General features: G+C 64.2%; 13 protein-coding genes. 10 read left to right on the top strand and 3 right to left on the bottom strand.

Features of this window, described 5'->3' with window-relative positions; genetic code table 11:
- Positions 1–31: 31 nt before the first annotated feature.
- The 4 genes from cydH to C2U30_RS12810 all read left to right on the top strand — a co-directional run bounded on the left by cydH (position 32) and on the right by C2U30_RS12810 (position 3,589).
- The gene (gene cydH / locus C2U30_RS12825) at positions 32–124 is read left to right on the top strand and encodes a cytochrome bd-I oxidase subunit CydH (protein WP_010675981.1); all 93 of its coding nucleotides are present in this window, start codon (positions 32–34) and stop codon (positions 122–124) included.
- 102 nt (positions 125–226) lie between these two features.
- Positions 227–1,639 carry a sensor histidine kinase gene (locus C2U30_RS12820; protein WP_045522797.1) on the top strand — a complete coding sequence of 471 codons (1,413 nt, stop codon included), beginning with the start codon at positions 227–229 and terminating at the stop codon, positions 1,637–1,639.
- Positions 1,640–1,744: 105 nt separating this feature from the next.
- Positions 1,745–2,254, top strand: coding sequence for a hypothetical protein (locus C2U30_RS12815; protein WP_053288189.1), 510 nt, complete (start codon positions 1,745–1,747; stop codon positions 2,252–2,254).
- 54 nt (positions 2,255–2,308) lie between these two features.
- Positions 2,309–3,589 (top strand): sigma 54-interacting transcriptional regulator, encoded by a 1,281-nt coding sequence (locus C2U30_RS12810; RefSeq protein WP_041214273.1) that lies wholly within the window; start codon positions 2,309–2,311, stop codon positions 3,587–3,589.
- A 96-nt stretch (positions 3,590–3,685) separates the two neighbouring features.
- On the opposite strand, the gene C2U30_RS12805 is transcribed toward C2U30_RS12810, so the two are convergent.
- Complete coding sequence (locus C2U30_RS12805) at positions 3,686–4,159, bottom strand: DUF1097 domain-containing protein (RefSeq protein WP_042014355.1); 474 nt, start codon at positions 4,157–4,159, stop codon at positions 3,686–3,688.
- Positions 4,160–4,530: 371 nt separating this feature from the next.
- On the opposite strand from C2U30_RS12805, the gene msrP reads away from it, so the two are divergent.
- A complete protein-coding gene (msrP, locus tag C2U30_RS12795) occupies positions 4,531–5,541 on the top strand; it encodes a protein-methionine-sulfoxide reductase catalytic subunit MsrP (RefSeq protein ID WP_053288039.1) in 1,011 nt (336 codons plus the stop codon).
- Positions 5,542–5,632: 91 nt separating this feature from the next.
- Positions 5,633–6,286 carry a protein-methionine-sulfoxide reductase heme-binding subunit MsrQ gene (locus tag C2U30_RS12790; RefSeq protein WP_053288040.1) on the top strand — a complete coding sequence of 218 codons (654 nt, stop codon included), beginning with the start codon at positions 5,633–5,635 and terminating at the stop codon, positions 6,284–6,286.
- Positions 6,287–6,296: 10 nt separating this feature from the next.
- Here the strand turns inward: C2U30_RS12790 and C2U30_RS12785 are convergent, their stop codons facing one another.
- The gene (locus C2U30_RS12785; protein ID WP_010675973.1) at positions 6,297–6,545 is read right to left on the bottom strand and encodes a PepSY domain-containing protein; all 249 of its coding nucleotides are present in this window, start codon (positions 6,543–6,545) and stop codon (positions 6,297–6,299) included.
- Positions 6,546–6,608: 63 nt separating this feature from the next.
- On the opposite strand from C2U30_RS12785, the gene C2U30_RS12780 reads away from it, so the two are divergent.
- The 4 genes from C2U30_RS12780 (at position 6,609) to C2U30_RS12765 (ending at position 9,641) form a co-directional block, all read left to right on the top strand.
- Positions 6,609–6,941 (top strand): PepSY domain-containing protein, encoded by a 333-nt coding sequence (locus tag C2U30_RS12780; RefSeq protein ID WP_010675972.1) that lies wholly within the window; start codon positions 6,609–6,611, stop codon positions 6,939–6,941.
- A gap of 87 nt (positions 6,942–7,028) precedes the next feature.
- Complete coding sequence (locus tag C2U30_RS12775; RefSeq protein ID WP_005332666.1) at positions 7,029–7,685, top strand: response regulator transcription factor; 657 nt, start codon at positions 7,029–7,031, stop codon at positions 7,683–7,685.
- A gap of 32 nt (positions 7,686–7,717) precedes the next feature.
- On the top strand, positions 7,718–9,064 hold the full coding sequence (locus C2U30_RS12770; RefSeq protein ID WP_010675971.1) for a sensor histidine kinase: 1,347 nt from the start codon (positions 7,718–7,720) through the stop codon (positions 9,062–9,064).
- A 115-nt stretch (positions 9,065–9,179) separates the two neighbouring features.
- On the top strand, positions 9,180–9,641 hold the full coding sequence (locus tag C2U30_RS12765; protein WP_010675970.1) for a hypothetical protein: 462 nt from the start codon (positions 9,180–9,182) through the stop codon (positions 9,639–9,641).
- A 362-nt stretch (positions 9,642–10,003) separates the two neighbouring features.
- On the opposite strand, the gene torA is transcribed toward C2U30_RS12765, so the two are convergent.
- A complete protein-coding gene (gene torA / locus C2U30_RS12760; protein ID WP_053288041.1) occupies positions 10,004–12,484 on the bottom strand; it encodes a trimethylamine-N-oxide reductase TorA in 2,481 nt (826 codons plus the stop codon).
- Between the last annotated feature and the right edge of the window lie 22 nt (positions 12,485–12,506).

Below are 12,506 nucleotides of genomic sequence, written 5' to 3'. Positions count from 1 at the left end.
TCCAACGCTGATTGGCAGAAAGGAGGTTTGCATGAGCGTAGAAATGAAATGGGCACTGTTGGCCGCGTCAGGGGCCCTTGCCATGATCATTGTCATCTGTGTGGCGTCCGTCGGCCTGGCGTGAATCCGGCCTCGGTGAGCAATCAAACCGGCTTTATGGCCGGTTTTGCTTTTTGGGGCAGTGCGGATATGCTGGCTCCCCCATGACGAATCGAGACCGCAGAAGATGACCAAGGTTCGGCCCCGCTCCCTGCTCCAGGTAGTACTGATGGGCTTCGTGCTGGTGCTGATGCCCCTGGGGGGCATGATCTGGCACGACAGTCAGGCTCTCTCCCACCTGGGCCAGCTCACCAGCGACGAGATGGAACGTGCGGTGCGGGACACTCGCCGGGCGACGCTGCTCTCCACTCAGGCCATCGATCTGGAGCGCACCCTGCGCCGCTATGCGGTCCTGGGTGATGACCGCATCCTGGCCAGCTATCGGCAGCAGCTGGTGCGCTACCGGGAACTGCTCGCGACCCATCAGGACTCCATTCCGGATGCCGAGGTCTACGGAGATCTCGAGGCGACGCTGGTCTGGCTCGATGGCCTGCAGGATCTGCGCAAGGCCAGGCAGGAGGCGACCAGCCCCCGTTTCACCGACTTCAACGAACTGAACCAGCAACTGGAAGTGGTCACCCGCAGCCAGGTGGATGATCACGTGACCCGCATGCGGGGCGCCATCGTGGAGCTGAAACAGCAGATCTGGTGGGTCAGCGGCTTCGTGGTCGGGCTCAGCCTGCTGCTGGTGTTGCTCTTTACCTACCTCATCATCCACCCGGTACGTCAGATTGAGTCGCGGATCCTGAGTCTGGGCGCAGGCGTCGAGCCGGATCAGCGCCCGGTGGATGGCCCGGCCGAACTGGTGCTGCTGGGGGAGCGGATCAGCTGGCTGCACGACAAGCTCAAGGAGCTGGAACAGCAGAAATACCAGTTCCTGCGCCACGTATCCCACGAGCTGAAAACCCCCCTTGCCGTGCTGCGGGAGGGGGCTGATCTGCTCTCGGAGCAGCTGGTGGGGCCCCTCAACGGGGATCAGCAGGAGATCTGCCAGATGCTGGAGGAGAACAGCCGCCGTCTGCAGACCCTGATCGAGCGGCTGCTCGACTTCAATCGCCTCAGCCAGCAGGAGGTGTTCACCCTGTCCGAGGTGCCCCTGGCGCCCTTGTTGTCAGACTTGTCCGAAGAGTACCGGCTCGCGCTGGAATCCAAGCAAATCAGTGTACACTTGCCGCCCGAGCCCATCAGCCTGCGGGCAGAGCCCTACCGCCTGCGACTCATCCTCGACAATCTCTTTTCCAACGCGGTCAGCTATGGCGCCAGGGGCGGACAGATCTGGATCCGCGCCGGGGCGGGAGCGGGCGGCGGCTGGCTGGAGGTGGCCAACGAAGGGCCTGTCATCCCGCCAGACGAACGGGAGCGCATCTTCGAGCCCTTTGAGCAGGGCAGCATAGTGCGCCAGGGATTGCTGAAAGGCTCCGGCATGGGCCTCTCCATTGCCCGTGAGTCTGCCATGAGTCTGGGCGGTGAGCTCAGGCTGATCGAGGATGCCCAGGCGGATGTCTGTTTCCGGCTGGATTTGAACGTGCGCCCGAGCTGACGGGCGTGGCGGCGACCCCGCAGGTGCGGGTGGCGCCTTGACACCGAATATTGAGAGGAGCGGGCAGGTGCCTGTTCCCCACCAGGATCTGAAGTGACATTCAAGATGAAACGATTTGTGATTCCCGTATTGATGATGGGCCTGCTCGCTGGCTGTTCCCTGCTGCCTTCTACCAGCCTCACCGAGCCTTCCCAGGAGGCGATCGCCAGGCGGATGGAGTTTGCCAACAAGGAGATGCAGGTGCGCCTGCAATACTCGGACTGGCTGCTGGCCAGCCATCCCCAGCAGCGGATGCAGGAGCGCCAGCGACTGGCCGGCGCCACCGACCTCGAGAGCCGGGTCAGCCTGGCCATGGTCAACACCCACCCGTCCGAATCGGTGGCCAGCCGCCGGGCCGGGCTGGATCAGCTGAAAGCTCTGTTGCCGGAGCTCGGTCTCGATGCCCAGGCCTTCCTGCGCAGCTGGATCGCCCTCGGGGAGGAGCTGCTGGTGCGAGACAGCCGCCGCGACGATCAGAGTCAGGAGGTGAAGCGTCTACGCCAGCAGATAGAGCAGCTCTCCGCCATCGACGAGCAGCTCAACCAGCGTAAGCTCAATGGGGGAGGTCAGCCATGACAGCTCCGGACCGCGCCGCAATGACCGCGTTTTTCGCCAAGAGGGGGTGAGAGCATGAGCCGTATTCTGCTGGTGGACGATGATGCCAGCCTGCTCAAGCTGATGAGCATGCGCCTGCGCAGCCAGGGTTACGAGGTGGATACCGCCGACAGCGCCGAAGGAGCGCTGGACAGGCTGCGCCAGCAACGGGCCGACCTGGTGCTGAGCGATCTGCGCATGGGGGGCATGGACGGGCTGGCGCTGTTCGAGCGGATCCAGTCCCAGTGGCTCGGCATGCCGGTGATCATCATGACCGCCCACGGCACCATTCCCGACGCCATCCAGGCGACCCGCTCCGGGGTGTTCAGCTTCCTCACCAAGCCCATCGACAAGGACGAGCTGCTGGTCACCATAGAACATGCTCTCAGCCTGACCCGTCCGAAGCAGCAGCAGGAGTGGCAGTCCCTCATCCAGACCCGCAACCCGCAGATGGAGCAGTTGCTGATCCAGGCGAGCAGCATCGCCACCATGGACGTGCCCGTGCTGATCCTGGGCCCCTCCGGCGCCGGCAAGGGGGTGATGACCCAGGCGCTGCACCAGGCCAGCCACCGCCGCGACAAGCCGCTGCATACCATCAACTGTGCGGCTCTGCCCTGGCCCGTGCTGGACTTGCAGCTGTTTGGCGAGGATGGCCAGTCCGGCCTGTTTGCCGAGGCCAAAGGCGGCACCCTCTTCCTCGACGAGATAGGGGATCTGTCGGAGTCACTCCAGGCCAAGTTGCTCCAGGTGCTGGCGGAGTATGGTCAGGGTACCCCCGAGGTGCGGGTCATCAGCTCCAGCCATCAGGATCTGGTGACCGCCATGGAAGAGGGGCGTTTTCGCGAGGATCTCTTCTACCGCCTCAACGTGGCCAACATCACCCTGCCGCCGCTGAGCGCCCGCAGCGAGGACATCCCCCTGCTGGCCCGTCAGGCGCTGGACGATTACCGCAACCGTCACCCCGATTGCGCCGCCCTCGGCTTCTCGCCGGAGGCGCTGGCCCTGCTGGCCGCCGCGGCCTGGCCGGGCAACGTGCGCCAGCTCTGCGGGGTGGTGGAGCAGCTCGCCAGCCTCTGCTGCAGCCCGGTGATAGGCGCGGCGATGGTGGAGTCGGCCCTGAGTGGCGGCGGTGGCGGTATTCCCTCGTTCAACGAGGCGCGGGCCGAGTTCGAGAAGGAGTATCTGATCCGGCTGCTGCGCACCACGGAGGGGAACGTGACCCTGGCGGCCAACATGGCGGGGCGAAACCGCACCGACTTCTACAAGCTATTGAATCGGCACGGCATCGAGGCGGCAAATTTCAAGTCGAAGGGATAAATGACAGAGGGGCGGCCCGTCGATGACGGGCCGCCCCTCTGGTTTCCGACCGAATCGGTTACCTTGCCAGGCTCAGGCTCAGGCTCAGGCTCAGGCTTATGCCGGGTCGCTGACGCCGCCGGTGGAGAGGGTCTTCTGGGAGAGCCAGAGGCCGCTCGCCTTCATCAGATAGCCAAACAGGGCGCCGATGATGAGGGAGGGCAGAATGAGCCGCCACTCGCCTGCGGCGCCGAAGGTGGCACAGCACCCGGCGAAGGTGCCGGGAATGTAGGCGAGCCACTGCTGCCTGGCCTGCACGCACATCAGGGTGGCCACCACCCCTGTCATCAGATAACCCGCCATGCCGGCTCCCCACCAGGTCTCCCCGTGGATCAGCAGGAGTGCCCACAGCATGCCGGTGGTGTTGCACAGCAGGGTCTGCAACAGCGCCTTGTAACCGCCACTCGAGGCGAAGTAGCTGGTGCAGCCGAGGAAGCCGACCCAGGAGATGAGACCGAGTGCGGCGGCCAGTCCACCCCAGACGGCGGAGAGGATCCCGGTCGTGATGGCGATGGCGAACAGTGGGCTCATGGCGTGACTCTCAGTGGTTGAATCCGGAAAAGGAGGCAGCCTACTCCGCGGTAGAGCGGCAGCAAGCGGGGGCCGGATTGTGTGTGATCCCGATCACTCTTTGCAACTCTGGAATACGCTTGCGCTCGCGAAAAAAATTCATTGGAGACGCCGCAGACCTTGTTCCATAGTTAGAGGCCCTGTCCTGCTCATGGAGTGAGTCTGATGGTGCCAAACGTGATCGTTCCTCTGCTGGTGTTCGTAGTGCTCTTCCTGGCCGGTACCATGGCCAAGGCACTGCCCCTTTACCAACTCATGTAATTCTGTGTGAAATAAAACTTGGCCGGGGCGGGTCTTATGGTTGTCAACCTCATCGTCCCGGGAGTTTTTTCATGTTGATCAAGCGCCGTACTTCTCATCATCCCACAGAGCAGGATGTCACGCCGGAAACCGTCTATCAGGATCGTCGCCGCATCCTGAAAGGGCTGGGCCTGGGCGTCGGTGCCGCCACCCTGGCGTTTCCGGTGAAGGCCAGCCTGCTGGATCTCTTCGCATCGGACAAGCAGGCCCCCGTGGCCCCCACCAGACCCCTCAACATCCGTGCCGCGACCCGGCCAGAGGGATTGATCCTCACCCCGGAGGAGAAGGCCACCACCCACAACAATTTCTACGAGCTGGGGACCGACAAGGGGGATCCGGCCCGCAACGGCCATTACCTCAAGCCCGAGCCCTGGACCCTGAAGGTGGAAGGGGAGGTAGCCAAACCCTTCACCCTGGATGTGTGGGATCTCATCAACAAAAGCACGCTGGAGGAGCGCATCTATCGGCTGCGCTGCGTGGAGGCCTGGTCCATGGTGCTGCCCTGGAGCGGCATTGCGCTGGCGGATCTGATCCGCCGTGCCGAGCCCACCAGTCGCGCCAAGTTCGTGGCCTTCGAGACGCTCTATGATCCGGAACAGTTGCCGGGGCAGGCCTCCCGTGCCCTGGGGGGCGGCATCGATTATCCCTATGTGGAGGGCTTGCGCCTCGACGAGGCCATGCACCCCCTCTCCTTCCTCGCCATGGGGCTCTATGGCAAGACCCTGCCCGCCCAGAACGGGGCTCCCATCCGGCTGGTGGTGCCCTGGAAGTACGGCTTCAAGAGCATCAAGAGCATCGTCTCCATCCGCCTGGTGGAGGAGATGCCCCCCACCACCTGGAACCTGCTGGCCCCCAACGAATATGGCTTCTACGCCAACGTCAACCCGAGCGTGGATCACCCGCGCTGGAGCCAGGCGAGCGAGCGTTTCATCGGCGAGGGGGGTATCTTCGGGGCCAAGCGCCAGCCGACCCTGATGTTCAATGGCTACGGCGACGAGGTGGCGTCCCTCTATCAGGGGATGGATCTGCGTAAATGGTATTGAGACTGACGCGCTGTCCGACTGATCTCTTGCCCCCTTCTCCCCTGGTGGGAGAGGGGATGAGAAGCGGGAAAAACATGACGGGAACTGCAATATGATGCCGAGACTGAAAACAGCCCATGTCAACGGCTTGCGGGCGCTGGTGCACCTTGGTTCGCTCGGCTTTCTGCTCTGGCTGGGCTATGCCGTGCCAGCCGGGCTGCTGGGGGGAGATCCGGTCCAGGGGCTGACCCATTACCTTGGCAAGGGGGCCCTCCACCTGCTGTTGCTGACCCTGCTGGTGTCGCCGCTCGCCAAGCGCTGGCGCCAGGGGCAGCTCATCAAGCTGCGCCGCCCCCTCGGGCTCTGGTGCGCCGCCTGGGCGTCCCTGCACTTCATGGTCTGGCTGGGGCTGGATCTGCAGTTCGACTGGGGACTGATTGGCGGCGAGCTGGTGAAGCGCAGCTACATAGTGGTGGGCATGGTGGCGCTGCTGTTGTTGCTGGCGCTCGGCATCACCTCGATCCCGGCCCTGTTGCGGCGCATGGGGCCGGCATGGCAGAAGCTGCACAACTGGATCTACGGGGTGGCTCTGCTGGTGCCGGTACACTACTGGTGGTCGGTCAAGAGCGGGTGGCAGGAGCCGCTCATCTATCTGGTGCTGGCCTGCGCCCTGCTGTGGCCCCGTCGGGAAAAGCTGCTGCGCCCCTGGCGCAAGCGCCCGCAAGTGGCCGGGAAGGGGGCGGCGCAACAGCCGTCACGCCCATAGCAAAAGAGGCCTATTCGGCCTCTTTTTTGGTGATCTCGCCGGTGTTGGCATCGACCTGCAACTGGACGCGCTGATCGTCGGCATTCAGGGTATCGACCTCGAATTTGTCCCCTTCCAGCTCCACTTCCCGAATGTCGTGATACCCTTGTGCCAGCAACAACTTGACCAGTCCGGCCATGTCGAGACGTGTCTGCGCCGCCCAGCCAAAGGTGGAAAAGAGGCACAAGATCAGCAGGATACTGCGTGGGATCATATTCATTCCGGATTCATGGCTGGCACACTATAAACGGCATTATGTTAGGTTTTGAGAGATGAATCACCCATGAATAGCGCGCTGCCCCTGCTTGGATTGCTGCTGCCGATGCTGGTTCAGGCGGCCCAGCCGAACGAGGCCTTGCTGCAACAGGCGGTCAGCGAGGGGCGGGTCCGTCCTTTTCATGAGTTGATGGAGGTGGCCTCCCGCCTGCCGGTGCGCGTGCTGCGCGTCGATCTGGGTGAGGAGGATGGCGTCTGGCTCTACGAGCTCAGGCTCATCGACGAGGAGAACAGCGTCATCAAGGTGGGCTACCGGGCTGACAATCTGGAGATGGTGTGGCTCAAGGGTCACCATCTGGAGCGCCTGTTCGCTCCGCGTCCGCCCCCGGAAGAGGAGTAACGGCGTGAGTCCGCGAACCTACCGCCGTCCGGTTCGTCCCCCCAACCGTTGCCGATGCCGGCACAACCCTGTTTTGGATACCCATGTATGCGCATTCTGATAGTTGAAGATGAAAAGATCCTCGCGGGCCAGCTGGCGGAACAGCTGCGTCTGTCCGGTTTCGTCACCGATCTCTGCCACGATGGCAACGAGGCGGGCTTTCTCGGAGAGACCGAACCCTATGACGCCATCATCCTGGATCTCGGCCTGCCCGGTCGCGACGGCCTGAGCGTACTGAAGGAGTGGCGCAGCAAGGGGATGGACACCCCGGTGCTGGTGCTGACCGCCCGTGGCCAGTTGCACGAGAAGATTGAAGGGCTCAACGCCGGGGCGGACGACTACCTCACCAAGCCCTTCCAGGTGGCGGAGCTGGTGGCGAGGGTGCAGGCGCTGGTGCGCCGGGCGGCGGGGAACGCCAGCTCCATCCTCGAGATCGGTGGCGTGCGTCTCGATATGGCGGCTTCCCAGGTGTGGTACGAAGGGACCCCCATCAAGCTCACCGCCCACGAGTTCCGGGTGCTGGGCTACCTGATGCAGCACAGGGGCAAGGTGGTGTCGCGCAGCGAGCTGATCGACCACATCTATGCTCAGGATTTCGATCGCGACTCCAACACCGTAGAAGTGTTCATCGGCCGCATTCGCAAGAAGACCCACGCCGATCTCATCGAGACGGTGCGCGGCCTCGGTTACCGGATCAACGAATGACACCCATCGCAACCGATGGCGGGGTGGGTTGAATGAGGTTGGTACGCACCCTGCGAGGTCGGCTGGTGGTGATCGCCATGGTCTGGTGCGGTCTCTTCCTGTTCGCCACCGGCTTCAGCCTGCAGACCATGATGCGCAACTACTGGCAGGAGGCGGAGGCCGATGGCCTGCGCCTGCAGCTCTACGATCTGCTCTCCCGCCTCGAGATCCAGCCGGACGGCATGCCGGTGGTCACCGAGCCCATGGCCGACCCCCGTTATCGCCAGCCCTACTCCGGCTACTACTGGCAACTGGAGCTGGGGGAGACGGTGGTCAGTCGCTCCCGCTCCCTGTGGGATGCCCATTTGAGCGCCCACGGCCTGAAGTCGGCCTTCGGCGATCCGGACCTCTTCGTCGGCAAGGGGCCCAACAAGGAGCCCCTGCTCATCATGACCCGTACCGTGCTGCTGCCGGGGTCTGATCGGGTCTTCACCCTGGTGATGGCCAAGGACAGCAGCGCCCTGACCCAGACCCTGAAGAAGACCCGTATCAGCCTGTTCCTCGGCCTCGGCTTCGCCGCCACCGGCCTGGTGCTCGGCTTCATGTTCCAGATCCTCTACGGCCTGCGCCCGCTGCACCTGCTGCGTCGCGAGCTGAGCCGCGTCCATCAGGGTCATCAGGAGGGGTTCCGGCTGCGCTACCCCCTGGAGATCCAGCCGCTGGTGGAGGACATCAACCGCCTGCTGCACCACTATGGCGAGCTGCTGCAACGGGCCCGCTCCCACACCGGCAACCTGGCTCACGCCCTCAAGACGCCGCTCAGCATCATGCGCAACCAGGTGACCCAGCTGCCGCCGGAGGATCAGGCCGCCCTCGGCGAGCAGCTCGACCAGATCCAGCGCCACATCGACTATCACCTCGGCAAGGCGCGGGTGACCGGCGCCGCCAAGATCCTTGGGGTCTCAACCCCGGTGCGGGCACGGGTGGAGTACATCTGCCGCGCCTTCTCCCGCCTCTATCCCGGCAAGACGGTGGACTTGCAGGTGCCGGTCAATCTGGCGGTCGGGGTGGAGGAGCAGGACTTCGACGAGATGGTGGGCAACCTGCTGGAGAACGCCTTCAAGTGGTCCGCCAGCGAGCTGCGCATCTCCAGCGCCGAGCTGGGGGGCTGGATCACCCTGCGCATCGAGGACGACGGTCCCGGCATGAGCGAGGATCAGATCGCCAAGGCGGTGCTGCGGGGGGTGCGCCTCGACGAGAAGGTGCCGGGCTCGGGCCTTGGCCTCAACATCGTCTCAGATCTCGCGGAAGCCTATCGCGGCAGTCTCATCATGGGGCGGGCCGAGCTGGGGGGGCTCGCCGCTTCCCTCTCCCTGCCCAAGGTGGCCAGGGTCGAGTGACGGGGCTCCCCGTCGGGGGGCCCCGTCGGGGGGCCCCTTTTGTGCCGCCGTGCTGGCAAGGGTGCGGCACCCGGCATAAGATACGTCTCTTGTTTCAGGTGTAGGAAGGGTAGCAATGACTGACGATCCTTGGGCTTTGTGCCATCTCGATGATTCGTTCGATGCCTCGGTGCTGGGCACCAAGGGGGCCCAGATCCAGTGGTTCGAGGACAGGGATGCCCTGATCCAGTTCCTGCTGGAGGACTTTGTCGACCTGCTGGCCGATGTGGGCGAGCTGGACGAGGATCAGACCGAGAGCGCCCGCGAGCGCTTCACCCTGCTGGTGGAGCAGAGCCTGGATGATCGCACCCTGATGGATGCCATCAACGATCTCGCCTCCGGCCTGCGCCGCATTGCCTGGCTGGGGCCCCTCTCCGAACTGGCGGAGTTGAGCGACGACTTCGCAAGCGGGCTGCGAGCCTTCTTCTGGAGCCAGTATGACGGTGACGAGGATGACCCCGAGGCCTGGGTGCCGGAAGATCTCTGGCCCCAGCTGGTGGAGTGCGCCGAAGAGTACATGGTGGAAGGAGACTTCTGATGCTCCTCCCGCACACCTTTCATTCCAGAGAATAAAGACGGCGCCTTCGGGCGCCGTCTTTATTGGCGGGAACGGAGGGGCCTGAGGGTGATCGGGCAGGAGGCGTGCGGGACGGGATCTGGGGTGGGCAGGGCTGCCCCGGAGCAGTTGGCCATGTGTATAAGCAAGCATCGGGTCATTATGGGAAAAGCCATAAGTTAAATTTATGCAGGGTGATCAGGCCCCTCAGGGGGCCCGTGAGCCGAGTCAGCCTCCCCGCAGGGGGATTACCCGCGCCTCCCCATGGCTGCCGAGGGTCATCCTTGCCAGCCCGGAATAAAAACGGCGCCATGATGGCGCCGTTTTGTCCGGTAGCAACAGCCTTAGCCGTTGGCCGGTACCTCGTGCGCCGTGTTGGCGAGCACTGGCCCGATATACTTCTCTATCTGCAATTGGGCCATGTGGCCGCAGTTGCCCTGGGCCAGACTGGACGAGCCCTCGTCGAAGGTGAGGCAGTTGACGTTGCCGTTCTTGCAGATGCTGCCCGCTTCGCCCGGCTTGGCCGGATCGTACCAGGCCCCTTCACACACCCGCACTACCCCGGGCCGGATATCGGCGGAGAGCAGGGCACCCACCAGGATCTGGCCGCGCTCGTTGAAGGCGCGCACCAGATCGCCATCCTGGATGCCGCGCGCTTTGGCGTCGTCCGGATGGATCAGGATCGCCTCCCGATCGGCGATGGCGAACTTGTCCCGCAGCGGGGTGTTGTCGAGCTGGGAGTGCAGCCGCTGGGTCGGGTGGGAGGTGTTGAGCGACAGCGGATAGCGCGCTGCTATCTCGCTCTTCACCCACTCCTTGGGCTCATACCACTTGGGATGACCGGCGCAGTCGGCATAATCCATCCCCGCCACCGTGTTGGAGAAGATCTCGATCTTGCCGGACGGGGTACCGAGCGGGTTGAGCAGCGGGTTCTCGCGAAAATCGGCGTGACGGATCCACTGGCGGTTGGCCTCCGGGATCGGGAAGCGGATGTAGTTGTTGGCCTCCCAGAACATGTTGAACGGCGGCAGCGCCACCCGGGCACCGCGAGCCTGGGCCGCCATGCCGTCGTACATCTGCTTGAGCCACAGCATCTCGTCCTTCCCTTCGGTGTACTGCTCCTGCACGCCCAGCTTGGCGGCGATGGCGCTGAAGATGTCGAAGTCGTTGCGGGACTCATGCTGGGGGGGGACGCACTGGTGCATGGGGAAGACGTAGCGCTGGGAGTAGTCGCCCCCCATCTCCAGATCGTTGCGCTCATAGCTGGTGGTGGCCGGCAGCACGATGTCGGCGTGTTTGGCGGTGGCCGTCCAGTAGGGCTCGTGGACGATCACGGTCTGCGGCTTGCGCCACGCCTGCAGCAGGTTGTTGGTGTCCTGATGGTGGTGGAAGGGGTTGCCCCCCGCCACGTAGACCAGCTTGATGTCCGGATAGGTCACCTTGCGGCCGTTGAAGTCGATGGTCTTGCCCGGGTTGGCGAGGCAGTCGGCGATGCGGGCCACCGGGATGGGGGCCGGGCTGTTCTTCGGTGCGCTGCCAGCGGAGATGCCCGCCAGAATGCCGCCCTTGGCGGTGGGGCTGCCACCGGAGGAGTAGTGGTAACTGAAGCCGTAGCCACCCCCCGGCAGGCCGATCTGGCCCAGCATGGAGGCCAGAGTGACCAGCATCCAGTTGGGCTGCTCCCCGTGGTGCTGACGCTGCATGCCCCAACCGGCCATGATCATGGTGCGCTTGGCGGCCATGTCGAGTGCCAGCTGGCGAATCACCTTGGCCTCGACGCCGCAGATGGCGCTCGCCCACTCGGCGCTCTTGGGCTGACCGTCATCCTTGCCGAGCAGGTAGGCGAGGAAGGTGTCGAAGCCGACGGTGTAGCGATCGAGGAAGGCCTGATCGTGCTTCTTCTCGCTGTAGAGGGTGTGAGCGACACCCAACATCATGGCCACGTCGGTATAGGCGTTCGGGGCAATCCACTCGGCATTGGCCTGCTTGGCGGTCTCGTTGTAGACGGGGTCGATGCTGATGACCCGGGTGCCTTTCTCTTTCAGCGCCTTGAAGCCGGCCTGCCCCTCGTGATCCGGCATGTTCCAGCTGTTCTTCAGGGTCACCTGGGCGTTGACCCCCCAGAGCACCACCAGTTCGGCGTGCTCCACCACGTTGGGCCAGGCGGTCTGCTGCTCGTACACCTCGATGGAGCCCATCACGTGGGACATGATCACCTGGGCCGCGCCGGTGGAGTAGTCCCCGGCATAGCCGGTGAAACCCCCGGCCAGGTTCATCAGGCGGTGCAGAAGGGTGCGGCTGTTGTGGAACATGCCCACGCTCTTCCAGCCGTAGGATCCGGCGTGGATCGCCTGCGGGCCGAAATCAGACTGGACGCTCTGGATCTCGCCGGCCACCAGTTCGATGGCCTTCTCCCAGCTCACCCGTACCCACTCGTCGGCTCCGCGCAGCTCCGGTCTGGCACCCGGGCCGTGCTCCAGCCAGCTTTTGCGCACCATGGGGTACTTGATGCGGTTCTTGGCGTGGACCTGGAACGGCGCCATGTCGATGAGGTCATTCGGTGCCGGATCGTCGGCCACCGGCTGGACCCGCACCATGCGGCCCTCGGAGACGATGGCCTCGAAGGCCCCCCAGTGGGCGCCGGTCAGGATGCCTTTCTGGGCGGGCACCAGGGTGGGGAACTGCTCAAGGGCCGTGCTGACGGCCTTGGCCAGGGCGCTTTTCGGGAAGAGACCAGCCAGCAGGGGCAGGGCGGCACAGGCCCCCAGCCCCTTGAGCAGAGTACGGCGGGAGAGGTTGGTCTGTTGGTCATTGAAAAAAGTCATGGGAGAGTCCTCTGTTCCTGCC

The sequence above is a fragment of the Aeromonas sp. ASNIH5 genome, from assembly GCF_002902865.1.
GTDB lineage: Bacteria > Pseudomonadota > Gammaproteobacteria > Enterobacterales > Aeromonadaceae > Aeromonas > Aeromonas caviae.
This window is presented reverse-complemented; position numbering and strand designations above follow the sequence as displayed.